This is a genomic window from Legionella bozemanae (assembly GCF_900450575.1).
GTDB classification, from domain to species: domain Bacteria; phylum Pseudomonadota; class Gammaproteobacteria; order Legionellales; family Legionellaceae; genus Legionella; species Legionella bozemanae.
On sequence record NZ_UGGY01000003.1, the window covers coordinates 68,623 to 95,393 of the forward strand.

Consider the following 26,771-nt stretch of genomic DNA (forward strand, 5'->3'; position numbering starts at 1 on the left):
TATTCAGCACGAGATTTCAGAATCTCTCTGCTCATTATCACCTCACTAAATTCATTAATAGAATTTTTCAGGTGGTCATTCCAAAAAATAATACACAACGACCTGTATTTTTACTTAAGTCATGTTCAATTAATTTAAAAATCAGAATCGATTTCTTTAATATTCAATACCTCATTGTCTATAATGTGTAATAAGTTCATTCAGAAAGAAAATATATGACAAAACATACCTTATTAAAAAATTGGAAATATTGTTTTTTAATTTCTGTCACTTTATTATGCTCCTGTGAACATTATTTCTCTAAGGATGACTCAAAAAATAATGCATTCGTTAATAAATCGTTCATTGGATATCATCCTCATGGACATGGGCATGGGCATCATTAATTCATTGACATGACAAAGAAGAGAAATTTTGCGCAATCAGAAAGCCTATCAATGCAATTGAAATGATACTCCATGAAAAAAAATAGCGGCCAAGATTAGGAGTATGATTAAAAAAGAATAAAAGTGAATGGTTTTCTTCTGTTTTTTGAGAAAAACCAAAACACCTACAAGTACAATACCCAACACCCCTAGCAGTAACCAAGTCCATAGATTCATTTCCATATTTAGTGTTCCTGAACTTTCTTGTTATGTAATTCATGCACATGCTCCCCGTTACCACCAAAATCCCCAGCATACAGACCTTCAGGATGAGCCTCTTTGGGGATTGATTGAGTCGAAGTACAAGACACTAACGCCACTCCCCAAAAAATAATGCTCATCGCCAAAAACAGTCTCAAACATGATGTATTTCCTGTTTTCACTTTATTCCTTAAAAATAGATGCATACAAACTCCTCAATAACAACACAAACAGCTACCTTATTTAGTTTGCTTCAACCGGTTTACTGAATCAATTAGTTTTAAAGCGTCTTGTGATGTAAAAGGCTTCACACACTGCATTGTATCTGGTTGCATTCCATCTATATGATGATTTTTCGTCAATATCACGACAGGCGTTGTTTGGTTCAACTCTGAATGCTGTTGAATATGCATAATCAATTCCTGGCAGTTAAATCCTTGCGTCAAATTCTTATCAATTAAAATCACATCATAACGCCTCATTAAGGCCAGCTCCAAACCGGAATTCGCATCGCAGGCCATATCCACCTTATGATTCAATTTCTGCAGTTGCATACGCATTAGAATGCGTTCGCCCAATGAGTCATCGACTACTAGAAAATGTAACGAATCAGCCATAAGACACCTCTTACTGCATTCTTGAATCATCGACTCCTCCCTCTTTCGATATTTCTTAAGCCTCTTGAATGTCTGCATGTCCTTTATGAGAATTCAAAAGCCGCAATCCATTTGCCACAACGATTAAACTAGCCCCCATATCTGCAAAAACAGCCATCCACAAAGTAGCAATGCCTCCAAGCGCTAAAATAAAAAACACTCCTTTAATGGCGATGGATAAGCTAATGTTTTGTCGAAGAATTCTTGCCGTATTGCGGCTTAAATCAATATATAAGGGCAGCATGGCCAAATTATCATTCATCAAGGCTACATCAGCCGTTTCTAATGCGGTATCTGTCCCCTTACCCATTGCAAAACTAATGCTTGCTTTAGCCAAGGCCGGCGCATCGTTAATACCATCGCCCACCATGCCTACCGTTTGATACTGTGCCAAGAGTTGATTAATTGCTTGCAGTTTATCTGTAGGCAATACATTGGCCTTCACTTCATCAATACCTACCTGTTTGGCTATCGCCTGTGCCGTTACTGCATTGTCCCCGGTCAGCATTGCTGTTTTTATCCCTTGCTCATGAAGCCTTGCAATAGCCCACTGACTGGATTGACGCAACGTATCAGCCACCGCAAACAGAGCAAGCACCGTAGTGTTATTGCTTAAAATAACCGTGGTTTTTCCTTCTTCCTCCAATCGTTTCAGCTCTTTTTCTATTTCAGGATTGCAAACGTGATTGTCTTCAGCCAGTTGATGATTCCCTACATAAAACAGGTCCTCTTGCACCAAACCGTGCACGCCACGACCAGGGAGCACCGCAAACTCATCAACCTCTAATAAAGCAGAGTCGGGCTGCTCTTGCTGCCAATAAGTCACTAGAGCATGTGCTACAGGATGCTCTGAATGGCTATCAAGGCTTGCAGCAATGAGAAGCAACTCGTCTTTTGTTCTACGCTTATCATGAACAATAAAATCAGTCACTACTGGTTTACCTTCAGTTAAGGTGCCCGTTTTATCTAAGGCAATTAATTTTAACTCATGCCCAGTTTCTAAATAACTTCCACCTTTAATTAAAAGCCCATGCTTGGCGGCAGAGGCTAAGCCGCTCACCACCGTCACCGGGGTCGAAATAACCAAAGCACAAGGGCATGCAATCACTAATAAAGTGAGCGCTTTATAGATCCAGTCATAAAAAGGGTAACCAAAAACCAACGGCGGAATTAATGCAATTAAAACAGCAATCATTACCATAATCGGCGTATAATATTGTGCAAAGACATCGACAAAACGTTGCGTTGGCGCACGCTCTGCTTGCGCTTGTTCAATGGCCTTCCCAATTTTGGCAAGAAGGGTATCTCCAGAAGCTTTCGTGACTTTGACTTCAAGCACCCCATATTCATTGAGTGTTCCCGCAAAAACCGTATCATCTATCTTTTTACTCACCGGCATGGACTCGCCCGTAATCGGCGCTTGATTGACCGTGCTTTTACCTAAAACAACGACTCCATCTAAAGGGATACGCTCTCCAGGCTTTACTTTAAAAACAGCGTCTAAGTGCACCCGCTCAATAGGAATCGTTTGCCATTGCCCATTATCCTGTTTTACTCGTGCAACTTCCGGTGCAATTTGCATCAAACTGCGAATAGCAAGTCGTGCTTTATCTAAAGAATAGCGCTCAATACGTTCAGCTAAAGCAAACAATACGGTCACCATCGCCGCTTCAGGCCATGCACCAATAAATACCGCGCCAATAATGGCAATCAACATTAAACTGTTAATGTTCATCGCCTTGGTACGCAAAGCCAACCATCCTTTTTTAAAGGTCGGAGGGCCGCTTAAGCCAATCGCCAATAAAGCAGGAGCAATAATCCAGACTGAAAGTTCCGTATTCAGATAATAGGCCATAATTTCTGAAAACAATGCCAAAATACCCGCTAGTAGAATGATTTTCCAAGAAAAATCAGAGATTGCTTTTTCGCCTTCTTTAGCTAAACGACGAGTACCTTGCGTGCGAACACTCATGCCTAATGATTCAATGCGCTGTTGCAATGCATCAACGACAGGAAGACGATGATGAATCGTGACCTCCTCGGCGATAAAATTAAATTCCATATGCTCAATTTCAGAAACATCTTGTAACTGTTTTCTAATGAGCTGCTCTTCTGCAGGACAATCGAGCCCCGCCACAAAAAATGTTGTCGCAGTTAATGGAGTTGTCATAATGAGCTCCCGCATTGTCCACAAAATTTAGCTCCAGCAGGAATGGATGCACCACAGCGACATGCTGTATTTTGGATTGCCTGACCACATTGCCCACAAAATCGAGCTCCTGGCTCATTGTGAGTTTGACACCGTGTACATATAACTCCCTGAGATTCATTTTGAGAGATATAGTTGTTGTTATGATTTTTTTGCTTATGATGGGAATTACCGTATCCATTTTGATGAGAACTACGATTTTGCCCATGATGCCCATTCAGGTAGCTACCTAGGAAGCGTTTTAAAAGGTTCATGTTATTTCCTCCTCATCTTCAGCAAAATGCCGCAGCATGTCGTCCAAAATACAGCGTACATGCGCATCAAAAATACTGTAATAAATATGTTTTCCCTCTCGATTGGCACTCAGTAACCGTGCAGAACGTAACAAACTTAAATGATGGCTTGCTAAGGGGACGGAAAGGTTTAATTGCTCTGCTAATTCAGACACAGATTTAGATCCTTCTTTAAGACATGTAAGTAGAAGCCGCAAGCGATTGGGCTCACCCATTAAATGCAGTGTATCGCTTAAAGTAATAAGTTGATCGTGAGTTAGCATATTGAGTTCAACAGTTAAATAAGTATTTAACTATAAATATAGCCAACCCCTTGAAATTGTCAAATCTGTCATCGCTTATCAGTCAAAAATCAATCGCATTGCTTAGTTATTGATTATCCAGAGGGTTCTTCTTTAGATGATTCTTGGGGCGTCGTTTATGAAACACATAATACAAACCAGGAAGCACCAATAGTGTTAAAAACGTAGAAGAAATAATTCCCCCAATCACCACCGTCGCTAAAGGTCGTTGCACTTCTGAACCCGTGCCTGTTGCCAGTGCCATAGGCACAAACCCTAAAGAGGCCACTAATGCAGTCATCAGTACCGGTCTTAGTCGAGCCAGTGACCCTTGCAACACTGCATCTTTTAAATAAAATTTTTGCTGTTCATGAAGCTTATTGATAAACGTAATCATCACAAGGCCATTGAGCACCGCCACCCCTGATAAGGCAATAAACCCCACACCTGCCGAAATAGATAAAGGGATACCTCGTAGCCACAAAGCAAAAACCCCGCCAGTTAAAGCCAAAGGAATACCTGTAAACACCAACAATGCATCTCTCGCCCTGCCAAAACTCATAAACAGTAATAAGAAAATGCCAAGTAGCGTCACGGGCACCACAATCTGTAACCGTTGTGAGGCAGATTGCAATTGCTCGAACTGCCCACCCCAGTCTATCCAATAACCACTAGGTATTTTAACGTTCTGTTCAATGCGCAGTTTTGCATTATTTACAAAGGTACTTAAATCACTGCCTCGCACATTGGCACTAACCACCACTCTGCGTTTACCCATTTCACGACTAATTTGATTGGGTCCTTCACTTCGTACCATGTTTGCGACTTCACTTAATGGGATAAAATGCCGCTCACTATCTTTAGATGGTGGAAGTGGTACAAAGACTTCCCGCAATACATCAAGATCAGTGCGGAACGACTCAGGTAATCGTACTACGATATCAAAACGCTTATCCCCTTCAAATAGCTCGCCACCCTTTTTTCCGCCGGTAGCAATGACTATGGCATCTTGAACAGCGCCGACTTGCAACCCGTAACGCGCCAAAGTATCGCGATTAATTACCACCGTCCAAAGAGGTAATCCACTCACTTGTTCGATTTTGACATCTGCCGCTCCAGGTACTTTTTTAAGTTGTGTACTGATGTTTTCTGCGATCTCCAATAAAGTATTCATATCATCGCCAAATACTTTGACCGCGACATCACTACGAACACCCGAGATCAGTTCATTAAAACGCATTTGAATGGGTTGGGTAAATTCATAATTATTTCCTGGAATTTGCCTCACTGCATTTTCAATTTCCTGTACCAGTTCCTGTTTGGGTTTTTTGGGATTAGGCCAATCCCTGCGCTTTTTTAGAATAATAAAGGTATCAGCAACATTAGGTGGCATCGGATCGGTAGCTACCTCTGCGGTTCCCAATTTGGCAAATACTGCTTTTACCTCTGGAAATTGTTTCACCCGCTGTTCAACCAAATCCTGCATAACAATGGCTTGGGTCAAGCTTGTCCCTGGAATACGCATGGCATGCATGGCAATATCCCCTTCATCAAGGCTTGGAATAAATTCGCTACCCATACGCGATGCAATAAACAAACTCAATATAACCAAGATAACCGCAGCCCCTATAACCCCACGCCGCGCATGAAAAGATCGTCGCAAAATACGCGCATAGCCCATTGCAAGGTAATGTACCAGCCAATTTTCTTTTTCTTGAACACGTCCTCGCAAAAAAATAGCAATCGCTGCCGGTACAAAAGTAAGCGCAAATAACATCGAGGACAGCAGAGCAATAATCACAGTTTCTGCCATAGGCAAAAACATTTTTCCTTCCACACCCGTTAACGTAAGAATGGGAAGATACACCACGGTAATAATAAAAACTCCAAAAATACTGGGCCGAATGACTTCGGTGGTGGCATAAGAAATCACTTTTAAACGCTCTTCAAGCGTTAAAAGTCGTTGTGCTTTATGTTGCTTTTCCCCTAAATGCTTGATGCAGTTTTCTACGATAATCACCGCACCATCTACTATCAATCCAAAATCCAGCGCACCTAAACTCATAAGATTTGCGCTGATTTTATGAGTCACCATGCCCGTGATGGTCAGTAACATGGATAAGGGAATGACCATAGCAGTAATCAATGCGGCACGGATATTTCCTAAAAATAAAAAGAGAATAATACAAACGAGCAGTGCACCTTCCAGCAAATTGTTTTTAACCGTATTAATTGTTGCATTAACAAGCAAAGTGCGATTATAAACAATAACAGCCTCAACACCCTCAGGAAGCGACTTATTGATTTCTTTCATCTTCTCAGCAACCCGCTCAGAAACTGTTCTACTGTTTTCACCCATCAACATAAACACCGTGCCTAAAACCACTTCTTGGCCGTTTTCTGTAGCTGCCCCCGTGCGTAACTCTTTCCCGAAGACCACTTCTGCCACATCACGCATGCGTATTGGAGTTCCTTCGAAATTGGCAATCACAATATTTTCAATATCCGGGATGTTTTTCACTTGTCCAGGAACACGAATTAGATTTTGTTCGCCATTGCGTTCTATATAACCCGCACCCACGTTGGCATTATTACGTTGGAGGGCTTCAACCACATCATTTAAACCTAAGTTATAACGTACTAGCTTGGAAGGATCGGGCGTAATATGAAATTGTTTTGCATAACCCCCAATCGTATTGACCTCTGCTACCCCTTCCACATTACGCAATTGCGGCTTAATAATCCAATCTTGAATGGTGCGAAGGCCTGTGGGGTTGTACCATTGACTTTTAGGCACATTGGGCTTATTCGTCACCGTATACATGAAAATTTCACCAAGACCTGTAGAAATAGGTCCTAATGTGGTTTCAGCCTCAGGAGGTAATTTGTCTTTGACTTCTTGTAAGCGCTCATTAATCAGCTGTCTTGCAAAAAAAATATTAGTTCCGTCTTTAAAAACCACAGTCACTTGGGACAACCCATAACGAGATAAAGACCGGGTGTAATCGAGATTAGGTAGGCCGCTAAGTGCTAACTCAATAGGAAAAGTGATTCGCTGTTCTACCTCAAAAGGCGAATATCCAGAGGCTTCTGTATTAATTTGTACCTGAACATTGGTAATATCAGGTACCGCATCAATAGGAAGTCTTTGATAATTATAAACACCAAGCGCAGCACTAATCACGGTAAACAACAGAATAAACCAACGATGTTTTAAAGAGAAACGTATTATTTTTTCCAGCATCTTAATCCCTAGTGCTCATGACTTGCGCCTTCCTTACCCAACTCCGCCTTTAGATAAAAACTGTTCTTAGTCACATAATGCTGGCCTGCATCAAGCCCTGATATAACCTCAACCCATTGTTTGTCTCGTTGGCCAAGTTCTACAGGAGTCGCCTCAAAATAATCGCCTTGCTGGACAAATACTACGTCTTGTTCGCCCATGCGTTGCAGTGCCGTAAGAAGCACCGCCACCGGCACTGTTTTTTCTTTGATGATAATATAACCGTTGACATACATACCGGGAACCCATAAGCGTCCTTCATTGGGTAAGACTGCACGTGCCAAAGTGGTTTGACTGTCCTCTATCCCAAGAGGAGCGATGTAGGAGATAGTGCTCGTCGTTTTAGGTTTTCCTTCATCACCAATTACATCAATAGTCATTCCCTTTTTTACTAGCGGGGTTTCTTTGCGATATAAGGTAAAGTCAGCCCATACATTGGTTAAATTCGCCACATCATAAATGGGTTTGTTATTTTGAGCCAATTCGCCATTCGTTGCATATTTTTGCACTATAGTTCCTGTGATAGGTGCATTAATATTGTAATTTTGTAAACTTTCATTGCTTTCAATTGTCGCTAATAAATCGCCTTTAATCACCTCATCGCCTAAGTTTTTATTCATCAGTTTAATAATGCCTGCATAGCGTGCATAGATAGGTGCCATAGTATCCCGATTAGGCGCAATTTTTCCCACTACTTTTAATTGAGTTTTAATGGTTTGGCTTTCTGCTTTTTCAGTTTGAATATTTGCTGCTTGAAGTATGGCAGGAACTAATTTAAGCCTTCCCTCATACGTTTTATATTGCCAGTTGTAGGTTTTATCTGAAATCCGTAATTGAAGTGACACATCAAATGAATGAGGCTCTTTAATCACCTGATTGCTTTGTAAAAAATTCTCGACAGGCCTAAATGTAATCACTTCCTTCCTTCCGTTAAATCGGGTTAATTCTGCAGTAAGCTGCGATGAATTAGGAGGAATGGCTGTTCCTTCTTGATAAAGATAAGCACGAAAATGGGGTGGCATCCCACGCTCAAAGAGGAACAACTCAAGAGCTATATTGTCTTTTTTAAAAAGACGGCCTCCTTTTGGACCTTTTTCGAACTCTTCTTGAGACTCACTCTCTTGTTTGGTGTCGTCGTCAGCCCCAAATACCGTAGGAGTAATTAGTGTCGACAAAAAGATAATTAAGAATAACAAAGAGACGAATTTTTTTATAAGTTTCATTTACTTTCCTTTGTCGGATGCAACCCTAAAAGACCAGTCAATTGAATGAGTGCTTTATGAAAATCGGCATGAGCTTGTTGGTAATGACGCTCTTCTTCATATAAATTATTTAACGAAGTGGATAATTCAATATAGGTATATCGCCCCATTTGATAACCATCTTGGGCAAGCTTAATTGACTTGCGCGCTAAAGGCAGCAGAGATTTTGTCACCAATTGTGCTTCATACTTAGTTTGCTGCGCCTGTAAAAAGGCATTGTATGCATTTTGACGCACCTCAAGACGCGTCCCTTGAAACTCATAGGTTGTTTGGGAGTATTGTGCTTCCGCAGTCAAAATCTTTCCCTGATTGCGGTTATAAACAGGCACATCTGCAAAGACCGACATCACCGCAGCATTACTGTCGTCATCCTCAAAATGCCGGCTACCCAATTGAATGTTTAAATCAGGCCATACTGATTTTTTAGCCGCAGTAATGGCGGCGCGCTTGGCTTGTAATTGCAGCTGCATTTGCAGCATTTGTGGGCTTTGCGGCACTTTTTTTAATAACTCAGACCAGTTCAACGCCACATCGGGCAAACCTTTATCAATCAAAGGCCTGTCCACACGCAAGCCATTACCAAGTAACCGTGCTAATTTTGCCCGTAAGAAGAGCGCATCACGCCCTGCTTTTTGCTCTTGAATACGTGCATCCCCCAATCGAATTTGCGCTAAGCGCAAATCAAGCTCCGCACCTACCCCGGCTTTAACTCGTTTATTGATGGCAGTCACAATATCCTGATTCAAACGAACAAGTTTTCGGGTCACCTGATACCATTGAACTGCATAAAATGCATCGACATAAGCACCTCCTACAGCCATATACAATGCTGCTTTTTGAACATTTATTTGAGCTAAAGAGGCTAAATAATCTGCATAAGTTGCTTTTTTCAAATACTTAAGACGACCGCCTAAGGGAATCGGTTGTGTTATAGATACGGTCGTTTCTGCGGCCTCATAACTTGAATAACTTCCAGACCCTCCAAAATTTTCCGCAGTTAAAGTCAGTTGGGGATTAGGATACAAACCACTTTGAATAAAAGCACCACGCATGGCTTGTGCTTTATCTATTTCGGCTTGTAATTCGGGATTATTGCGATAAGCAATGCCCAGGGCTTGTTTGAATGTCAAAGAGGTGGCCGCGAGCGCCTCACTCGCTACAAGGCTCATTGCACTCCACATAACATAATAAAATAAATAACGCATTCCCTACCCTATCAAATCCTTGTCAAACCTTATCGTTCCAGTGTACCTTGATTTTGGGCCTTGATACACCTTATTGCTAAAAAAACCAGAAAATCATAGCATTAACTCACTGAAATGATTACCAAACTGGTATACACTGATCTTTATAATCCATTAATTTTTTTATCCTATGTACCTACGATTATTATTTGTTTTTTTAATAATCTTGACTGCCGAACTTAAGGCTCAGTCATTAACTATTGGAATAGTAGCGTATGCCCCGCCGTTTTCAATGAATGCCGACAAAAATCATTTCTTTGGATTTGATGTTGAGCTCATAACAGAGCTTTGTAAGCAAATTAAAGCTCAGTGTCAATTGAAACCCATGCTGTTTGACGAGCTGTTTACAGAATTAAAAGCGAGTAAAATTGACTTGGGTATAGCGGCAATTATCATCACCAACGAACGACAGAAAACCTTTCTCTTTAGTCTTCCCTATCTGGCAAGTGCAGCACGTTTTATGGCCACAAAAAACGACTCAATTACATCTCTTGAAAAACTCAACAATAGATCAATAGGCATTATCAGAGGCTCTCTCTTCAAACAACTCATTACTCAGAAATTTAAAAACAATAGGGTTAGAGAATATCCTTCAACCAATCAACTCATCACTGCCTTAAATCAACAGGAAGTAGATGCCCTGTTGATGGATGACTTTTCGGATGATTATTGGATAACCAATAATAACGCCTTGTTTAAAGGATTAGGTAAGCCCTTCCCCGTCGGCATCGGTTATGGAATCATGGCCAAAATGGATTCTAAGATGCTAATGAACCAAATCAATCAAGCCTTAAAACACATCGAAAAAAATGGATTCTATTTGTCTTTATATTAAAAATATTTTCACACCATACCCATGCATTAATATGAATCACTAACGGTTATCTTAATGCCAACGTTTTAATATAATTTGGCTTAATGGTGTCCGTGACCATGGCCATGCGGGTGATATCCACTAAATACTCGCTTAGGATGTTTATCGTTTTTTGAATCTACTTTGCTAATAAAAGAAGCGCAGGAAGTCAACAAAAACATTAAAGAAATGAGCACTAATACATATGGGGTTACTAAACTAGATTTTTTCATCATTTGCATCCTTGGAATAACTCACTTGCTGTTATTTTTTAACAACATTATTATGGATGAAATAAAAATAAATTGTACTACTTTCATTTATATTCATTCAATATAAAAAACACGGTGTTAAATTGATGAAATTTTAATCTCGTCAACACAGGAGGAGAATATGAAAAAAGAAGTTATTATTTCAATCTGTGGCGGCCTTATTTTTTCTTTAGCCACACAAACAATCCTGGCCGATGAAATTCCCAGTCGCACCTTACCTATGTCTGAACTCTTAAAAATCCTACAGACTCGCGGTTACAGCGCGATAAGAGAAGTTGAATTTGATGATGGTTTATATGAGGTGGAAGCCTTTGATGAGAAAGGGATTCAGCTTATTCTTCGAATGAACCCAAATACAGGGGACTTTATCAACACCAATTCAAAAACCAAGAAATACCCCATCTCAATGCTTGAAGCATCGCAGAGAATTGAAGATGCTGGCTATCATACTATTTTCAAAATTGAAGCGCACGGCAGTCAGTATGAGGTAAAGGCTCTTGATAAAGAAGAGAAAAAAATTAAATTACGCATCGATGCTAATTCTGGCAAAATATATATCCTTGAATAAGAGAATTGGGGTATTTATTCTGCAACCTTTAAAATTTTTCAATAAATAAAACAACCAACCTATTTAAGCTTTAAGAAATTTAAGGATTGACATCCCATATCCTTATCACAAGAGCCATCATGAATCAGCTGATGCTTGCCTCTTGCCCTTATTTAATTGCTGCCTGTTTTTTAAATATCATATATAGGGATGATTGATTCAATGGAAGAAAAGGGAGGAGGTTCTAAGTAATTTATTTATAACATTTAAGGAGAATGACATGGACTATAAAAAGTTGCATCCAATCCTGCTTGGATTGTTTAAAAGCCTGTGAGTGATTATTTGAACATTTGACATAACTAAAATTCAAGGAGGAAAAATCAAAATGAATAAACGGATTGCTTTAGTAACTGGTGGCACAGGCGGTATTGGAACAGCGATATGTCAAGCCATGCATCAGATGGGCTATCAAGTGGTTGCCTGTTATTTCAAAGGCGGTAATCATGATTTAGCAAGAACTTGGCAACAAAAGCAAGCTCATGAGGGATTTGAGTTAGATATTGCCTATGCTGATATTTCTTCATTCAAAGATTGCGAAAAACTAACGGATTTGGTCATTGAAAAATACGGAAAAATCGATGTGCTCGTCAATAATGCAGGTGTTACCCAGGATGCGACGCTGAAAAAAATGACAGAAATGCAATGGCATGATGTCATCAATGCCAATTTAAATAGCGTTTTTAACATGACGAAAACGGTGTTATCGAATATGTTGGATAATGAGTATGGTCGCATCATTACCATTTCTTCCATTAATGGGCGCAAGGGTCAATTTGGGCAGTGTAATTATGCGGCCAGTAAATCAGCATTGTATGGATTTACTAAAAGTCTTGCGCAAGAAGTTGCCAAAAAAGGGATTACTGTGAATACCGTTTCACCGGGATACATTAGAACAGAAATGTTAGCGTCAATGAGAGAAGACATTTTAAATACCATAGTTGCACAAATCCCGGTCGGGCGATTGGGACATCCGCAGGAAATTGCACGATTAGTCACTTTTTTGGCTGACGAACAAAGTGGTTTTATTACAGGATCCAATTTTGATATCAATGGTGGTCAATACATGTAACTACATTTGGAGCTGAGTGTGTTAGATAATCACTTGATGTATTTCGATATTTCTTTCCGCACTCAGTGTTATTCCCAGTAATATTTATATTACTATAAAGGTATGTTAAACAAACTTAGTTGGTTTATTTGGTCAAAGGTATTGCATGAAAACAAGGCATTTTCTTCAAGGGGTTATTGCAATTATTTATCTATGCTGGGGAGGAGTAACCTTTGCTGCTACCCAAAAAGAACCACTCACACTAACAGAAGCAGAACATTTAGCTCTTGACACCTCCCCTGAATTAAAACGTTTCGAAGCAAATAGCCAAGCGTTACAACAGCAAGCCGTCGCCGATGGCCAATTATCCGATCCACAATTACTGGCAGGTACGATTAATGTCCCTACCGATACCTTCAGTTTTACCCAAGACATGATGACCATGGTAGAGGTCGGTTTGCAACAGCAATTTCCACGGGGTCGCTCTTTAAAGATGAAATCCCAACAAACACAAGCGTTAGCGAAAGTAGAGCTTAAAAAAGCCTTTGATCAAGTCATCACCTTGTTACGTAACGTACGAGAAACTTGGTTAGATCTGTATTATTGGACGAAAGCCTTGCAGGTTCTTCACGCCAATCGGTTGTTATATAAGGATTTACTGAAGGTCACGCAATCTCAATACAGTAACGGTAAAATTAATCAATCCGATGTGATTCAAGTGGAATTGGAATTATCCCGCCTCAATGATCAGGAAATTCAAATTCAACAACAACTGGCTGTATTACGCGCGCAACTCGCTCGATGGATTGGAGTTAAGGAAGTTAATCGCTCATTGGTGCTTTCTATGCCCCGATGGCCTAGACCACCACCATTGAACCAGCTACAAGCTCGATTACCCAAACATCCTTTGTTACAAGCCGATGCGGCCAATGTGAAAGCATCCTGTTACGAGGTTGCCTACGCTAAAGAACAATATAAACCAGGTTGGTTATTGGGCGTGAGTTATGGTTTTAGACAGGGAAGAATGCCAGATGGGATGATGCCTCGGTCGGATATGGTAACGGCTCAAGTGACCATGGATTTACCTGTTTTTACCGCCAATCGCCAAGATAGGCGATTAAGCGCCAGTTTCAATCGACTCAATGCGAGCCACTTTGAAAGACAAACACATTATCGAGATTTGCTTCAGGTACTCAGTGCGCAATATGCGACGTGGCAGCGTCTTTCAGAACGTGAAACCATCTATGAAAAGCAATTGCTTCCTGAAGCAAAACAAAATGCCAAAGCGGCTTTATTGGCTTATCAAAATGCAACCACTGAATTAACCACCGTGCTACGCGCCTACAGCAGTCAATTAACCATTCAACTGGAACAAGTACAGATACAAGTTGAGCGCCTGAAATCCCGTGCAACACTACTGTATTTAGAAGGAGTTGCTCTATGAACAAGAAATTACTACTCATAATCGTAATCTCCATTATTTTGGGAGTGTTCCTGGGACGTTGGACAACTAACATCATTACTGGAAAAGCTTCACAAGAGGCAACCAACAAAAAACCACTCTATTGGATTGATCCCATGGAGCCAATGATTCATTACCCAGGACCCGGAAAATCGCGCATGGGCATGGAACTTGTTCCGGTCTATCCAGACGACAACCAAGAAAAAGGTGAAAAAACAACAGTTCAAATCTCACCCTCTGTAGTCAATAATCTTGGTGTACGAACAGTTCCAGTGATACAAACAACATTAGCAAGACATATAGACACAGTGGGGTTTGTAGAGCCTAATGAAAATCAAATCAGTCATATTCATACTTATGCTGATGGCTGGGTGAAAAATCTGGTGGTCAAGGCAGTAGGTGATTCTGTTAAAAAAGGCCAATTGCTGTTGCAATATTACTCACCCCAATTAGTAACTGCCCAAGAAGAATATCTAATTGCCTTGGAAGGTAATAATCAATCCTTAATTACAGCGTCTTATAAACGACTACAAGCATTACACATTTCCGAACAACAAATTCAAGACATCAAAAAAGGTCATCAATCGAATCAATTAGTAGCTGTTTATGCTCCACAAGATGGCATTGTTGCCGCTCTTAATATTCGAGAAGGTATGCGAGTTACGCCGGATGTGGAAATAATGAGTTTAGTTGATCTTGCCAACGTTTGGATGATTGCCCAAATTTTTGAAGAACAAGCCAATTGGGTCAAGATAGGTGACCAAGCCGAAGCACGAATCTCAGCGTTCCCACAAAAACAATGGAAAGGTAGGGTAGAATATATTTACCCTCGATTAGAGCCCATGACTCGCACCGTCAAAGTAAGATTTCGTTTTGATAATCCCGATAATCAATTAAAACCTAATATGTATGCCAGCATTTCTATCCTGGTCAATCCGAAATCCAATGTGCTGAGTATTCCTCTTGAGGCTTTGATTCGAAGTCCACAAGGTGATCGAGTGATCGTGGCCTTAGGTAAGGGACGTTTTCAAGTCCGCCAAGTCAAAGCAGGTATGGAATCGGGTGATCGAGTCGAAATTCTTTCGGGCCTTAAGGTAGGAGAAAACGTCGTTGTTTCCGGACAATTTCTGCTTGATTCCGAGTCGAATTTAAAAGCGGGTTTGGAGCGCTTGGAAACACCTGAAGAAAATGAAAAAAGGATACAATCAACGAACCCCAAAGGACAAAAACCATGATTGCAAGCATCATTCGTTGGTCAATTAACAACCGATTTCTAGTGATACTCGTCACTGTAATGATGATAGTAGGAGGCCTCTACACCATCAATAACACCGTTGTTGATGCCATTCCCGATTTATCGGATGTCCAAGTGATTATTAAAACAGAATTTCCCGGACAAGCACCACAAGTGGTTGAAGATCAGGTGACTTATCCCTTAACCACCGCCATGTTAGCAGTACCCGGAGCTGTTACAGTAAGAGGTGAATCAGGTTTTGGGGTGTCTTATGTGTATATCATTTTTAAAGATGGCGTTGATCTGTATTGGGCACGTTCACGGGTTCTGGAATATTTAAGCCAAATTGCCAATCAATTACCACCTGGAGCACAAGTAGCTTTAGGACCTGATGCAACAGGTGTTGGATGGGTCTATGAATACGCGCTTGTTGATCGCACAGGCCAACATGATTTAGCTCAACTCACCAGTTTACAAAACTGGGTTCTCAAATTTGAATTACAAAAAGTACCTGGTGTTGCTGAAGTAGCCACTGCAGGTGGCATGGTGAAACAATATCAAATTACTTTAGATCCCAACCGATTACGCGCCTACGGTTTGACTCTCGACCAGGTCAAGCAAGCGGTGCAGAGAGGTAATCGTGAAGCAGGAGGCGCCACCATTGAAATGGGCGAAGCAGAATACATGATAAGAGCCAAAGGCTATTTGCAATCCATTCGGGACATTGAGCAAATTCCAGTGGGTTTAGGTAAAAATGGCATACCCATTTTGCTAAAAGAAATCGCTCATATACAACTAGGTCCACAAATACGACGCGGTATGACCGAATTAAATGGCGAAGGGGAAGTAGTGGGTGGCATTATTGTCATGCGCTCAGGCCAAAATGCCATGCAAACCATTGCCGGTGTCAGAGCAAAACTCAATCAATTGCAAGCAAGTCTTCCTAAAGGCGTGGAAATCATTACTACCTATGATCGCTCAAGTTTAATCCAACGAGCGATTAATACTTTAAGGGATAAATTAATTGAAGAATTTATTGTTGTTTCCCTAATTTGTGTGGTTTTTTTATTCCATTTTCGCTCTTCATTAATCATTGTGATTAGCTTACCTATTGCTATTTTACTCGCATTGATAGTCATGCATGTGCAAGGGATTAATGCCAATATTATGTCCTTAGGGGGTATTGCTATTGCCATTGGTGCCATGGTAGATGCGGCCATTGTCATGATTGAAAATGCCCACAAGCACCTAGAGCATAATGCCATTACTTCAGAAAATCGCTGGCCAATGATGCAACAAGCAGCTCTTGAAGTGGGGCCACCTTTATTTTTCTCTTTACTTATCATTACGGTGAGCTTCTTACCTGTCTTTACCTTACAAGCTCAAGAAGGACGGTTGTTTGCACCGCTTGCATATACCAAAACCTATGCGATGGCAGCTGCTGCAGCACTTTCAATTACCTTAGTACCTGTATTAATGGGTTATCTTATCCGTGGCAAAATAAAGGCGGAGCAAGAAAATCCAATCAATCGTGCCTTAATGGCTGTTTACCGACCGATTCTACAAGCGAGTTTGAAAACACCCAAAACAACACTGACAATCGCAGCCTTCATCATGCTTATTGGATTTTGGCCTGTCTCTTATCTTGGTGGTGAATTTATGCCAGAACTGGATGAGGGGGACTTACTCTACATGCCAACCACTTTTCCAGGCATTTCGGCAGGCAAAGCACAGCAACTTTTACAACAAACGGATAAATTGATTGCAAGTATCCCTGAGATTAAAACGGTATTTGGTAAGATTGGGCGTGCTGAAACAGCAACGGACCCAGCTCCCTTATCGATGATAGAGACCACCATCCAGTTCAAACCTAAAAATGAATGGCGTCCTGGCATGACTATGAATAAATTGCGTGATGAACTGGAGTCACGTCTCAAATTGCCAGGGCTTTCCAACGCGTGGGTGATGCCCATTAAAACCCGCATTGACATGTTAGCCACTGGGATTAAAACGCCTGTAGGGATTAAAGTTGCAGGACCTGATTTAAAAACCATTCAATCTATTGGTCAACAAATTGAAACCGTGTTGAAGAAAGTACCGGGCACAACGTCTGTTTTTGCTGAACGAGTAGCCAGCAGCCGTTATGTGACAGTAGATATCAACCGCGTGAAAGCCGCGCGTTATGGGTTAAATATTGAAGACATTCAGCAAATTATTGAAACAGCCGTGGGTGGAATGAATGTGACACAAACGATTGAAGGAAGGGAACGTTATCCGGTTAACTTGCGTTACCCGAGGGAGATTCGCGATTCATTAGAAAACTTACGCTCACTGCCCATTGTCACTCCAACAGGAGCCACCATTCCTTTAAGTGAAGTGGCTAATGTTACGATTACCGAAGGACCTGATATGATTCGCAGTGAGAACGCCAGACTCAATGGCTGGGTTTATGTGGATATTGCAGGACGCGATTTAGGTTCTTATGTGAAAGAAGCTCAGAATATTATTAGGCAACAGGTAAAATTACCCGCTGGTTATTCGTTGGCATGGTCCGGGCAATATGAATATCTAGAGCGTGCCAAAGAACGCTTGTCTCTGGTTGTTCCTTTTACAATAGCCATTATTGCCTTCCTGCTGTATCTCAATTTTCGTCGCTTTGCTGAGGTCATCATCATTTTAGCCACCTTGCCTTTGGCACTCGTTGGTGGCATTTGGCTATTGTATTTATTGGGTTATCACCTATCAGTTGCCGTGGGCGTTGGCTTTATTGCTTTGGCGGGAGTTGCTGCTGAAACAGGGGTCATCATGCTCGTGTTTCTTAATCAGGCCATGGAAAAACAACGGCAAAAAGCGGAGCAAGAACAGCGCACACTCACACGCCATAATGTGTACGACGCTGTCATCGAAGGGGCACTCCTGCGCCTACGGCCCAAAATCATGACAGTGACTGCCATTATTGGAGGTTTATTGCCGATTATGCTATTAAGCGGCACGGGCTCTGAAGTGATGCGACGTATTGCTGCACCGATGGTTGGCGGGATGATAAGTGCCACCATCCTCACTCTGATTGTCATTCCGGTGATTTATCTTTTGTGGCAACGAAAAAAATACTAATAAAAAATTTGAGTTAGGTAATAAAAGAAAAAACTTAACGTTGAAGGAAGTTTGATGGCAATTTCCATAATAAATAGTGGTAGATTCTCGATTAAAAAATTTATCCCGAGTTATATAGAATGATATGTAACCCAATCAAATGTTTCTATTAGTATTACTATTTGACAGGTGATACAAAAGTGTTACACTTATATTAGGCACCAATTTAGGAGCAATATCATGCCTACTAAAAATCCAAGAATAAATATTACTTTTGAGGAATCAACAGCAGGGTTACTTGCCTACCTTGCAGAACTAGAACATAAATCGATTTCAGGCTTGGCTAAAGAACTTATCATGGAGGCATTGGAAAGACGTGAAGATAAAGTATTGTCTGCCATTGCTGAATTTCGTGATCATGCTACAGTAAAAAGAGTGAAGCATGATGACGCCTGGAAGTAAACTGTATCAAATTGAATATATAGAAGATGTTGTTAAAAACGACATGCCTAGTTTGTCAACTTCAGCCAAAAAGCTCATAAAAAAAGCCATCGAAGAGCGTTTGATGGCTGATCCTATCGGTTTCGGTAAGCCACTGCGATATAGCCTTAAAGGACATAGACGTTTGCGAGTTAGTGATTATAGGATTGTTTACCGCATCGAAGCAGAAACAAATACCGTCGTTATTATTGCAATAAAACATCGAAAAGAAGTTTATGATGATTTTTAGAACATTTCTATCCAGACAAGTATCAGACTTATACACCGGCTCCATCACAGTACCAGCTAGAGTGATAAGATAGATAACCTGAGATTCTCCCCTACCTCACTATTACTTCAAAGCAGGCTACGCAACAAAAATCAACCTGTCCTAGTATTTCTATTAACCCTAAATCAAGGTTGTTAACACCATTTATCGCACCATTCGACTCGTTAACTATACAAAAAGCACAGTACTTGACTTCAATTAGCTAGCATAATATTGTAATGTCGGAATGTTAAAAATCATTCCATCTCATGTCATTTAAAAGGAGCTAAAATGAATAAGTCAGATCTCATAAGGATAATTGTTACAAAAAAAATGAAAAATACTAAAGGGCGTAATCTTTGTTGTTGGTAATACCAGTATTATAAAAAGATACCATTCACCTCTGACTTACCAAAACAGCGAATATACTTAATGCCCAGCGCCGCCATGACCACCATACCCACCCGCGCTATGACCTCCATAGCCATCAGACTCTTGTGAACTCTGTTTCACCGCTCCATCACAAGAGCTCAAAAAGGAAGTCGCAAAAACCAGCCCAATGAACACCATAATGATCCTGATTACTTTAAAAAATGACATGAAATACTCCTTCTCTATTAAGACTTTTCCAACTTATTTTTTATAAGTCTTTGCCAACTTATATTGTGCTAAATCCTTCGCAATCAAATCACTGACATCAATCGCATTGGTGACATGACGAATGGTGTTACACGTAATGATTTGCACCCCTTCTATTCCTGATAATAGGGAATAAGAGTCTTGTGCAAACAATGCATGCACCCCAATACAAACAACGGACTTAACTCCTGCTTGGTGTAAATGCTTCACCGTCTCTACCATGGTTCTCGCGGTAGAGATAATGTCATCCACCAATATGGGGGTTGACGATTCAAGCTTAAGTAGATTGGGTACTGAAATAGCCACCTCTTTATCACCATGACGAACTTTTTCCAAAATGACATAAGGAAAAGAACCTTTTTCTGCAATGTCTGCCACCCACTGTTCGCTTTCCACATCAGGGCCAATAATCATGGGCTTCGGAACATGCTGTTTAATCCATGCGGCAATATAGGTTGTGGCATGTAAAACAAAGGTAGGAATCGAGTAAATTTCATCTAAAGAGTGATAGCGATGCAAGTGCGGATCAATCGTCATGAGCCAATCGAATGAAGTGGATAAAATGTCTGCAAAATAGCGTGATGTAATTCCTTCGCCTTCATGAAAACGTTTATCTTGCCGTAAGTAGGAAAGATAAGGGGCAATTAAGCCGATTTTTTGAGCACCCAATTCTTTAGCTGTTTTGGCAAAAAACAACAAAGGCAGTATTTTTTCATCCGGCTGGTTTAAACTGTCCACTACAATAAGGCTGCGATTTTTAACCTCTGAATCAATTTTTAAGTACCACTCTCTATCAGGGAAACGATGAAAAGTGACCCTACCCACCTCCACTTGAAGTGTCCTTTGTAATTGTCCGGCAATTTCTGAAGAATCAAATAATGAACATAACAGAGGCTTCAAGAATTTTCTCCTAAAATAATGATGTCTTGTTTATCGCGAAGTAAATCACAAGCGTAATTGAGCTCCCCTGAGGACTCCGAATGAATTGTAAACAAAGGTTCGCCTTGTTCAACGGATTCGCCGACATGGGCATGGAGGTCAATACCCGCCGATTTCGATTTTGGCGCACCAGCAAGCTTAGCTATTTTTGCAAGCTTTCGATTGTCAATGAGGGAGACTTTTCCTTCCTTTGCAGCCACAACAGGATGAGTAAAACGTGCCTTGGTCAATTCCCTCATCCCACCCTGGGCCTCACAAATGGCCTGAAATTTTTTAAACGCTTTCCCACTCTCCAATATTTGTTTCGCAATGGATTTCCCTAAACCCGGTTGAACTTTCGAAGAACACTCTAATGCAGCACCTGCAAGCGTCAACGCTCGTTCACGCAAATCATTGGGGGCATCAGGCAACCCTTGTAATACTGACATTACATCGCGAGCTTCTAACGACGGGCCAATGCCATGTCCTACCGGCTGCGACCCATCGGTCAATATCGTATGGACAACCAATCCTAACTCGTTACCTACCTCCTCAAGCGATTGTTTCAGAAGGAGCGCCATAGACTGATTCCTGACTTTGGCAGTAGGTCCTACGGGGATATCAATGACTGCATGCGTAGCACCTGTTGCAATTTTTTTAGAAAGAATGGAAGCCACTAATTGCCCTTCACTATCTAAATCAATGGCTCGTTCCACACGGATGAGCACGTCATCAGCAGGACTTAAACTCACAGCCCCACCCCATACGATACAGCCGTTTTCTTGTTCAACCACTTGGCGCATCTTTTGGGGACTTAAGTGGACTGGAGCTAAAGTCTCCATGGTATCCGCAGTCCCCGCGGGTGATGTAATGGCACGTGATGATGTTTTTGGAATCATCAATCCAAAAGCGGCCACAATGGGAACTACAATCAGAGTTGTGCGATTTCCCGGCAATCCTCCCACGCAATGTTTATCGACGACCAGAGGTGAAGACCAGGATAAGCGATCACCACTGTCTATCATGGCTTTGGTGAGTTTCATGATTTCCGTACGGGTTAGACGTCCTGCACTACTTGCCGCTAAAAAAGCGGAGATTTGTACATCAGAAAGACGACCGCTTAACACATCATCAATGATGACCTTCATTTGTTCATAAGACAGTTCTTTGCCATAAATCTTGGTATGCACATAGCTTAAGGATTCCAAGGGTTTTGGATGGGAGACCTGAATTTCATCGCCTTCTTTGGCATGTAAAGACTCCCAGGCGTAATCCGACAAACCAGCCTCACCAGGCTGAAGTAGCTCTGAGGTCACCACATTAAGAGTGGCTATAATAGAGCGCTGACCTAAAGTCACTTGGATACGGGTCTGTACTTCGAATCCTTCCGAATGACAAACATGACAATCCTCGCGCATGTAAATAATAGCTTCGTGATAGGTTTTAATCCCTAAATGTTTTAACCGAAGCCCATGAGAGGTTTGCTTACTCACCACAATTCCTCCGTTTGCAGATAAGAAGGAATGGTGCAAGAAAAACCTAATTGCTTCTCAATCTTCTGTTTTAGCGATTGGGCGCTGTGAGGCTCCCCATGGGTGATAAAAACCTTTTTAGGCGGATTAGTCAAATGAGTTAGCCATTCTAACAATTCCGGGTAGTCGGCATGAGCCGATGTACTGCTCATGACTACGACCTTAGCTTGTATCGGAATAAAACTCCCGTGAATTTTGACTTGCTTCTCCCCATTCACAATTCGAGCACCACGAGTGCCACCCGCCTGAAAGCCAGTAAAAAGTAGGGTATTTTTAGGATTAGGCGCAAAGGCTTTTAAATGATGCAGAATGCGGCCGCCTTGCGCCATGCCGCTGGCCGCTATGATGATTTGCGGCATGTGATGACGGTCAATCTCCTTGGACTCCTCAGGTGTGTTCACATAGGTGGCAACATGGCATAGTCCACGACATTGTTCTGCAGTTAAATGGTGGTCTTCTTTATAAGTGCAGAGTAAATGAGTGGCATCAATGGCCATGGGGCTGTCTAAAAAGACAGGAAGGTCTTTGGTAATTTGCCCTTGTCGTTTCAGTTCATAAATAAAATAAAGAAGACTTTGCGCACGCCCTACTGCAAACGCAGGAATAACGACTGAGCCCCCTCGTTTAACGGTTTGATTAATCACCTGAGCCATTTGAGGCAAAGGATCTGTGGCATCATGCAATCGGTCACCATAGGTGGACTCCATCACCAGATAATCCGTTTCTTGAATGAAGGCAGGGGCTTTCATAACGGGATCATAAGGACGGCCAATGTCTCCAGTAAATACAATGGAACCTTTTTGGGTTTTTATTTTGACCATGGCCGCACCCACAATGTGACCAGCACGATGATACACAAAACTGAAATCATGGAATAATTGATGCGGGGTATCAAAATCAATGGTTTCAAAATACTGCAATGCAGTATGAGCTTCTTTTTCAGTATAAAGAGGAAGAGCAGGTTGGTGTTTGGAGAATCCATACTTATTGGCCAAGCGGGCTTCTTCTTCCTGCAGATGACCACTGTCGGGTAACAAAATGGAACACAGTGCTTTGGTACCCGGTGTTGCATAAATTTTGCCTTGGAATCCATTTTTGACGAGCAAGGGAAGATAACCCGTATGGTCAATATGCGCATGAGTGATAATCACCGCATCGATATCATGGGGGTCAATAGGTAAAGGAGCCCAGTTGCGTAATCGTAATTCTTTATAGCCTTGAAAAAGACCGCAATCAATCAGGATTTTTTTAGAACCGACGGTCAAAAGATATTTAGAACCAGTAACCGTCTCAGTTGCTCCTAAAAAAGTTAATTTCATCTTGCCTCCGTTAAGTCTGCTGTTTTTTTCAAATCCATTTGGCCCCGCCACATCACATAAACCACAGGAATCACAATTAAGGTCAGCAGTAGCGCTGAAAAAACCCCACCGACCATAGGAGCGGCAAGACGCTTCATCACATCAGCCCCAATGCCTGTAGCCCACATGACCGGTAATAGGCCAATGATGTTAGCAAGACCCGCCATGGCCATGGGACGAATGCGGGAGACCGCACATTGTTGCACCAGCTGAATTAAATCGGGCAATGTTTTGAGCAACCCTTTTTCCTTTTGTTCATTGTAATCGGAATCAAGGTAAGCAAGCATCACGGCACTGGTTTCAGCAGCAACTCCTGCAAGCGCAATCATCCCGACCCAAACGGCAATACTCATGTTGTACCCTAATACATAAAGCAGCAAAAAGCCGCCAAATAAAGCGAAGGGAACGCCCAACATCACCATCAAAGTCTCGGTAATGGTGCGGAAGGTAAAGTAAAATAAAACAAAAATAATAGCTAAGGTCAGTGGCACAAAAATTTTAAGTCGCTCATAAACCCGTTGCATGAACTCATATTGTCCCGACCAGGCCAATGTATAACCTGGAGGCAATTTCACTTTGACTTTGACTGCTTGCTTTAGCTCCTCCACATAGCCGCCAATGTCTCGGCCGCTGATGTCAATGAAGACATAACCCGCCAACATGCCATTCTCATCGCGAACCATGGCAGGTCCTGAACGAAAAGTTAGCGTCACCAATTGCGCGATGGGTACCTCCGCACCACTGGGTGTTTTGACTAAAATACGATTGAGCTTGTCGGGGTCATCGCGCAATTCTCGCAAATAACGCACATTCACTGGGTAGCGCTCACGCCCCTCGATCGTGGTGGCAATGTTTTCACCACCCACGGCCGATTCAATGATGCGATTAACGTCCATAATGGTTAAACCATAGCGAGCCAACTGGTCCCGATTAATTTGAAAATCAAGGAAGTAGCCTCCAGCCACCCGCTCGGCATAAACCGTACTGGTGCCCTTTACTTCTTTGGCCACCATTTCAATTTCTTTGCCAATGGCTTCAATTTTTTTAATGTCGGGGCCAAAAATTTTTATTCCTACAGCAGTCCGAATTCCTGTGGTGAGCATGTCATTACGCGCTTTAATGGGCATGGTCCAAGCATTACTCACACCTGGGAATTGCAACGCTTCATCCATCTCTTTCACCAGGCTTTCATAAGTCACTCCTTTGCGCCAAAATTCTTTAGGCTTTAACTCCACAATCACCTCCATCATATTAAATGGAGAAGGGTCGGTAGACGTTTCGGCTCTTCCCGTCTTGCCAAAAACGTGTGCCACCTCTGGAAATGCTTTTAATTTCTTATCCATTTCTTGAAGCAAAGCCGTCGCTTGCGTCACCGAAATACCCGGTAAAGTAACCGGCATATACAAAATCGTCCCTTCATAAAGAGGGGGCATGAATTCAGAGCCAATGAGTTTATAAAGAGGAATGGTGGCCATAGCCAATACAATGGCAATTCCCATTACGAACTTGCGATACCTCAAAGCAAGCTTCAACACGGGCGCGTACATGGTTTGCATCAAGCGAGTAATCGGATGTTTTTGTTCAGGGATAATTCGACCACGCACCAAAAGAGGCAATAGGACAGGAATTAAGGTGATGGCAAGTAAAGCACTCATGAAAATGGCCAAATTCTTAGTATAAGCCAAGGGCGAAAACAGCCGCCCTTCTTGAGCTTCCAAGGTAAAAACGGGCATGAAGGAGATGGCAATGACCAAAAGGGATGAAAAAATGGCAGGCCCCACCTCTTTCGCCGAATCGATTAACACCTGGGTGCGATCACCTGGGCTTCCTTTTGCTTCCCAATCCGCTAAGCGTTTATGGGCATTATCGACCATGATGATGGCCGCATCGACCATATCGCCAATGGCGACAATAATGCCTCCGATGGACATGATATTCAGTCCGACATGTAAGAAATAAATGGGGATAAACGAAATCAAAATCGCCAGCGGCAAAGTAATAATAGGAATCAATGCCGAGCGAAAATGCCCTAAAAACACAATAATGAGTAACCCAACCACCACCAGTTCTTCAATCAAGTTCCAATTGGCCGTGGAAATCGCTTCCCGGATTAAATGACTTCGGTCATACACAGGAACCATTTTTATCCCTTCCGGGATTGCCGAAGCTAATTCTTTCAATTTATCCTTGATGCGACCAATCACTTGCAGCACGTCTTCACCAAAGCGCATGATGACAATGCCACCCACGGCTTCGCCTTGGCCATTTAAATCGACCACCCCGCGGCGCATGTCCGAGCCAAGCTGAACAGTCGCTACATCACGTAATAAAATCGGTGTGCCATTGGCATTGGTGCCCACGGCAATTTTTTCAATATCCTCAGTAGACTTTATGTATCCGCGACCACGAATCATGTACTCCACGCCCGAAAACTCAATGACTCGACCACCGGTGTCGTTATTACTCATGCGAATTTTTTCAACAATCTCAGGAACCGATAGGTTGTAGGCAAGGACTTTGACTGGATCCAAATTGACTTGGTATTGCTTGACAAAACCTCCCACACTGGCTACTTCAGACACCCCAGGAACCGCTCTTAACCAATAGCGCAAATACCAATCTTGAAACGTACGTAACTCAGCCAGATTGTGTTTGCCGTTTTCATCCACCAAAGCGTATTGATAAATCCAACCCACCGGTGTCGCATCAGGTCCTAATTGTGGGGTGACCCCTTCGGGTAATTTTCCGGCCAGTTGGCTCATGTACTCCAAGACACGAGAACGCGCCCAATAAATGTCAGTTCCGTCCTCAAAAATGATGTACACATAAGAAAAACCAAAATCAGAAAATCCTCGCACAGCAACAACCTTTGGTGCGGATAAGAGGGCTGTTACAATGGGATAAGTGACTTGATCTTCCATCAGATCGGGCGAGCGCCCCATCCAGGTCGTATACACAATGACCTGAGTATCTGAAATGTCAGGCAATGCGTCCATACGGGTATTTTTCAAGGCAATGTAACCCATGAAAGAAAACCCAAGCACAAAAAGCAACACAATAAAACGATTGCGTGCACAAAATTCAATAATCCGTTCGACCATAAAATCCCTTTATTCTAAGGCCAAATTACGCCTCTTTATTAGAGCTTCTTTC

The 26,771-nt window shown here is 41.9% G+C and carries 24 protein-coding genes; 9 read left to right on the plus strand and 15 right to left on the minus strand.

The genetic code is table 11. The annotated features are described in order from the left end of the window. Positions 1–215 precede the first annotated feature (215 nt). Positions 216–386, plus strand: a complete 171-nt coding sequence (locus DY223_RS19290) for a hypothetical protein (RefSeq protein WP_165483279.1) — start codon at positions 216–218, stop codon at positions 384–386. A 48-nt stretch (positions 387–434) separates the two neighbouring features. On the opposite strand, the gene DY223_RS19295 is transcribed toward DY223_RS19290, so the two are convergent. The 9 genes from DY223_RS19295 to DY223_RS17710 form a co-directional block, all read right to left on the minus strand. Further along, on the minus strand, positions 435–608 hold the full coding sequence (locus DY223_RS19295) for a hypothetical protein (protein WP_165483280.1): 174 nt from the start codon (positions 606–608) through the stop codon (positions 435–437). A gap of 2 nt (positions 609–610) precedes the next feature. Continuing rightward, positions 611–832: a hypothetical protein gene (locus DY223_RS17675; protein WP_235810599.1), complete on the minus strand. Its 222-nt coding sequence runs from the start codon at positions 830–832 to the stop codon at positions 611–613. A gap of 33 nt (positions 833–865) precedes the next feature. Next, a complete protein-coding gene (locus tag DY223_RS17680; protein ID WP_058460954.1) occupies positions 866–1,243 on the minus strand; it encodes a response regulator in 378 nt (125 codons plus the stop codon). Positions 1,244–1,298: 55 nt separating this feature from the next. Continuing rightward, the gene (locus DY223_RS17685) at positions 1,299–3,452 is read right to left on the minus strand and encodes a heavy metal translocating P-type ATPase (RefSeq protein WP_058460949.1); all 2,154 of its coding nucleotides are present in this window, start codon (positions 3,450–3,452) and stop codon (positions 1,299–1,301) included. After that, positions 3,449–3,745: a zinc ribbon domain-containing protein gene (locus DY223_RS17690; RefSeq protein WP_058460948.1), complete on the minus strand. Its 297-nt coding sequence runs from the start codon at positions 3,743–3,745 to the stop codon at positions 3,449–3,451. The genes DY223_RS17685 and DY223_RS17690 overlap by 4 nt, the downstream gene beginning before the upstream one ends. Further along, the gene (locus tag DY223_RS17695) at positions 3,742–4,047 is read right to left on the minus strand and encodes an ArsR/SmtB family transcription factor (protein WP_058460947.1); all 306 of its coding nucleotides are present in this window, start codon (positions 4,045–4,047) and stop codon (positions 3,742–3,744) included. Before DY223_RS17695 ends, DY223_RS17690 begins: the two co-directional genes overlap by 4 nt. A gap of 106 nt (positions 4,048–4,153) precedes the next feature. Beyond that, positions 4,154–7,309 carry a CusA/CzcA family heavy metal efflux RND transporter gene (locus tag DY223_RS17700; RefSeq protein ID WP_058460946.1) on the minus strand — a complete coding sequence of 1,052 codons (3,156 nt, stop codon included), beginning with the start codon at positions 7,307–7,309 and terminating at the stop codon, positions 4,154–4,156. A gap of 8 nt (positions 7,310–7,317) precedes the next feature. Beyond that, on the minus strand, positions 7,318–8,571 hold the full coding sequence (locus DY223_RS17705) for an efflux RND transporter periplasmic adaptor subunit (protein ID WP_058460945.1): 1,254 nt from the start codon (positions 8,569–8,571) through the stop codon (positions 7,318–7,320). After that, complete coding sequence (locus tag DY223_RS17710) at positions 8,568–9,815, minus strand: TolC family protein (RefSeq protein WP_058460944.1); 1,248 nt, start codon at positions 9,813–9,815, stop codon at positions 8,568–8,570. The genes DY223_RS17705 and DY223_RS17710 overlap by 4 nt, the downstream gene beginning before the upstream one ends. 169 nt (positions 9,816–9,984) lie before the next feature. On the opposite strand from DY223_RS17710, the gene DY223_RS17715 reads away from it, so the two are divergent. Next, positions 9,985–10,689 carry a transporter substrate-binding domain-containing protein gene (locus DY223_RS17715; protein ID WP_082642505.1) on the plus strand — a complete coding sequence of 235 codons (705 nt, stop codon included), beginning with the start codon at positions 9,985–9,987 and terminating at the stop codon, positions 10,687–10,689. A gap of 80 nt (positions 10,690–10,769) precedes the next feature. Here DY223_RS17715 and DY223_RS19170 read toward each other — a convergent pair whose 3' ends face one another. Continuing rightward, positions 10,770–10,943, minus strand: coding sequence for a hypothetical protein (locus DY223_RS19170; RefSeq protein ID WP_154669250.1), 174 nt, complete (start codon positions 10,941–10,943; stop codon positions 10,770–10,772). A gap of 157 nt (positions 10,944–11,100) precedes the next feature. Between DY223_RS19170 and DY223_RS17720 the strand changes: the two genes are divergently transcribed. The 7 genes from DY223_RS17720 (at position 11,101) to DY223_RS17750 (ending at position 19,153) form a co-directional block, all read left to right on the plus strand. Next, the gene (locus DY223_RS17720) at positions 11,101–11,547 is read left to right on the plus strand and encodes a PepSY domain-containing protein (protein WP_058460943.1); all 447 of its coding nucleotides are present in this window, start codon (positions 11,101–11,103) and stop codon (positions 11,545–11,547) included. Between the two features lie 364 nt (positions 11,548–11,911). Next, entirely contained in the window at positions 11,912–12,655 is a 744-nt protein-coding gene (gene phbB, locus DY223_RS17725; RefSeq protein ID WP_058460942.1) for an acetoacetyl-CoA reductase, read from the plus strand. Positions 12,656–12,800: 145 nt separating this feature from the next. Further along, entirely contained in the window at positions 12,801–14,078 is a 1,278-nt protein-coding gene (locus DY223_RS17730; protein WP_058460941.1) for a TolC family protein, read from the plus strand. Further along, positions 14,075–15,331 carry an efflux RND transporter periplasmic adaptor subunit gene (locus DY223_RS17735; protein WP_058460940.1) on the plus strand — a complete coding sequence of 419 codons (1,257 nt, stop codon included), beginning with the start codon at positions 14,075–14,077 and terminating at the stop codon, positions 15,329–15,331. The genes DY223_RS17730 and DY223_RS17735 overlap by 4 nt, the downstream gene beginning before the upstream one ends. After that, positions 15,328–18,444, plus strand: a complete 3,117-nt coding sequence (locus DY223_RS17740) for an efflux RND transporter permease subunit (protein WP_058460939.1) — start codon at positions 15,328–15,330, stop codon at positions 18,442–18,444. The genes DY223_RS17735 and DY223_RS17740 overlap by 4 nt, the downstream gene beginning before the upstream one ends. 219 nt (positions 18,445–18,663) lie before the next feature. Next, positions 18,664–18,885 carry a hypothetical protein gene (locus DY223_RS17745; protein WP_011946127.1) on the plus strand — a complete coding sequence of 74 codons (222 nt, stop codon included), beginning with the start codon at positions 18,664–18,666 and terminating at the stop codon, positions 18,883–18,885. Continuing rightward, positions 18,866–19,153 (plus strand): type II toxin-antitoxin system RelE family toxin, encoded by a 288-nt coding sequence (locus tag DY223_RS17750; RefSeq protein WP_011946126.1) that lies wholly within the window; start codon positions 18,866–18,868, stop codon positions 19,151–19,153. Before DY223_RS17745 ends, DY223_RS17750 begins: the two co-directional genes overlap by 20 nt. Before the next feature lie 447 nt (positions 19,154–19,600). Here the strand turns inward: DY223_RS17750 and DY223_RS19300 are convergent, their stop codons facing one another. From DY223_RS19300 to DY223_RS17770, 5 genes are read right to left on the minus strand one after another with little or no spacing between them, the layout of a single operon-like run. Beyond that, positions 19,601–19,771 (minus strand): hypothetical protein, encoded by a 171-nt coding sequence (locus tag DY223_RS19300; RefSeq protein WP_165483281.1) that lies wholly within the window; start codon positions 19,769–19,771, stop codon positions 19,601–19,603. Positions 19,772–19,804: 33 nt separating this feature from the next. Continuing rightward, positions 19,805–20,710 carry a ribose-phosphate pyrophosphokinase gene (locus tag DY223_RS17755; protein ID WP_058460938.1) on the minus strand — a complete coding sequence of 302 codons (906 nt, stop codon included), beginning with the start codon at positions 20,708–20,710 and terminating at the stop codon, positions 19,805–19,807. Then, the gene (locus DY223_RS17760; RefSeq protein ID WP_058460937.1) at positions 20,707–22,221 is read right to left on the minus strand and encodes a thymidine phosphorylase family protein; all 1,515 of its coding nucleotides are present in this window, start codon (positions 22,219–22,221) and stop codon (positions 20,707–20,709) included. Before DY223_RS17760 ends, DY223_RS17755 begins: the two co-directional genes overlap by 4 nt. Further along, positions 22,218–23,579 carry an MBL fold metallo-hydrolase RNA specificity domain-containing protein gene (locus DY223_RS17765; RefSeq protein WP_014843650.1) on the minus strand — a complete coding sequence of 454 codons (1,362 nt, stop codon included), beginning with the start codon at positions 23,577–23,579 and terminating at the stop codon, positions 22,218–22,220. The genes DY223_RS17760 and DY223_RS17765 overlap by 4 nt, the downstream gene beginning before the upstream one ends. Next, entirely contained in the window at positions 23,576–26,719 is a 3,144-nt protein-coding gene (locus DY223_RS17770) for an efflux RND transporter permease subunit (RefSeq protein WP_058460936.1), read from the minus strand. The genes DY223_RS17765 and DY223_RS17770 overlap by 4 nt, the downstream gene beginning before the upstream one ends. Between the last annotated feature and the right edge of the window lie 52 nt (positions 26,720–26,771).

Excerpts from the sequence above, each read along its gene's own strand:
- DY223_RS17685 (WP_058460949.1), bottom strand. The coding sequence starts at position 3,452 with ATGACAACTCCATTAACTGCGACAACATTTTTTGTGGCGGGGCTCGAT.
- DY223_RS19170 (WP_154669250.1), bottom strand. The coding sequence starts at position 10,943 with ATGATGAAAAAATCTAGTTTAGTAACCCCATATGTATTAGTGCTCATT.
- DY223_RS17675 (WP_235810599.1), bottom strand. The coding sequence starts at position 832 with ATGCATCTATTTTTAAGGAATAAAGTGAAAACAGGAAATACATCATGT.
- DY223_RS17765 (WP_014843650.1), bottom strand. The coding sequence starts at position 23,579 with ATGAAATTAACTTTTTTAGGAGCAACTGAGACGGTTACTGGTTCTAAA.
- DY223_RS17770 (WP_058460936.1), bottom strand. The coding sequence starts at position 26,719 with ATGGTCGAACGGATTATTGAATTTTGTGCACGCAATCGTTTTATTGTG.
- DY223_RS17735 (WP_058460940.1), top strand. The coding sequence starts at position 14,075 with ATGAACAAGAAATTACTACTCATAATCGTAATCTCCATTATTTTGGGA.
- DY223_RS17730 (WP_058460941.1), top strand. The coding sequence starts at position 12,801 with ATGAAAACAAGGCATTTTCTTCAAGGGGTTATTGCAATTATTTATCTA.
- DY223_RS17750 (WP_011946126.1), top strand. The coding sequence starts at position 18,866 with ATGATGACGCCTGGAAGTAAACTGTATCAAATTGAATATATAGAAGAT.
- DY223_RS19300 (WP_165483281.1), bottom strand. The coding sequence starts at position 19,771 with ATGTCATTTTTTAAAGTAATCAGGATCATTATGGTGTTCATTGGGCTG.
- DY223_RS17700 (WP_058460946.1), bottom strand. The coding sequence starts at position 7,309 with ATGCTGGAAAAAATAATACGTTTCTCTTTAAAACATCGTTGGTTTATT.
- DY223_RS17710 (WP_058460944.1), bottom strand. The coding sequence starts at position 9,815 with ATGCGTTATTTATTTTATTATGTTATGTGGAGTGCAATGAGCCTTGTA.
- DY223_RS17720 (WP_058460943.1), top strand. The coding sequence starts at position 11,101 with ATGAAAAAAGAAGTTATTATTTCAATCTGTGGCGGCCTTATTTTTTCT.
- phbB (WP_058460942.1), top strand. The coding sequence starts at position 11,912 with ATGAATAAACGGATTGCTTTAGTAACTGGTGGCACAGGCGGTATTGGA.
- DY223_RS17680 (WP_058460954.1), bottom strand. The coding sequence starts at position 1,243 with ATGGCTGATTCGTTACATTTTCTAGTAGTCGATGACTCATTGGGCGAA.
- DY223_RS17745 (WP_011946127.1), top strand. The coding sequence starts at position 18,664 with ATGCCTACTAAAAATCCAAGAATAAATATTACTTTTGAGGAATCAACA.
- DY223_RS17715 (WP_082642505.1), top strand. The coding sequence starts at position 9,985 with ATGTACCTACGATTATTATTTGTTTTTTTAATAATCTTGACTGCCGAA.
- DY223_RS17690 (WP_058460948.1), bottom strand. The coding sequence starts at position 3,745 with ATGAACCTTTTAAAACGCTTCCTAGGTAGCTACCTGAATGGGCATCAT.
- DY223_RS19295 (WP_165483280.1), bottom strand. The coding sequence starts at position 608 with ATGGAAATGAATCTATGGACTTGGTTACTGCTAGGGGTGTTGGGTATT.
- DY223_RS17695 (WP_058460947.1), bottom strand. The coding sequence starts at position 4,047 with ATGCTAACTCACGATCAACTTATTACTTTAAGCGATACACTGCATTTA.
- DY223_RS19290 (WP_165483279.1), top strand. The coding sequence starts at position 216 with ATGACAAAACATACCTTATTAAAAAATTGGAAATATTGTTTTTTAATT.
- DY223_RS17740 (WP_058460939.1), top strand. The coding sequence starts at position 15,328 with ATGATTGCAAGCATCATTCGTTGGTCAATTAACAACCGATTTCTAGTG.
- DY223_RS17705 (WP_058460945.1), bottom strand. The coding sequence starts at position 8,571 with ATGAAACTTATAAAAAAATTCGTCTCTTTGTTATTCTTAATTATCTTT.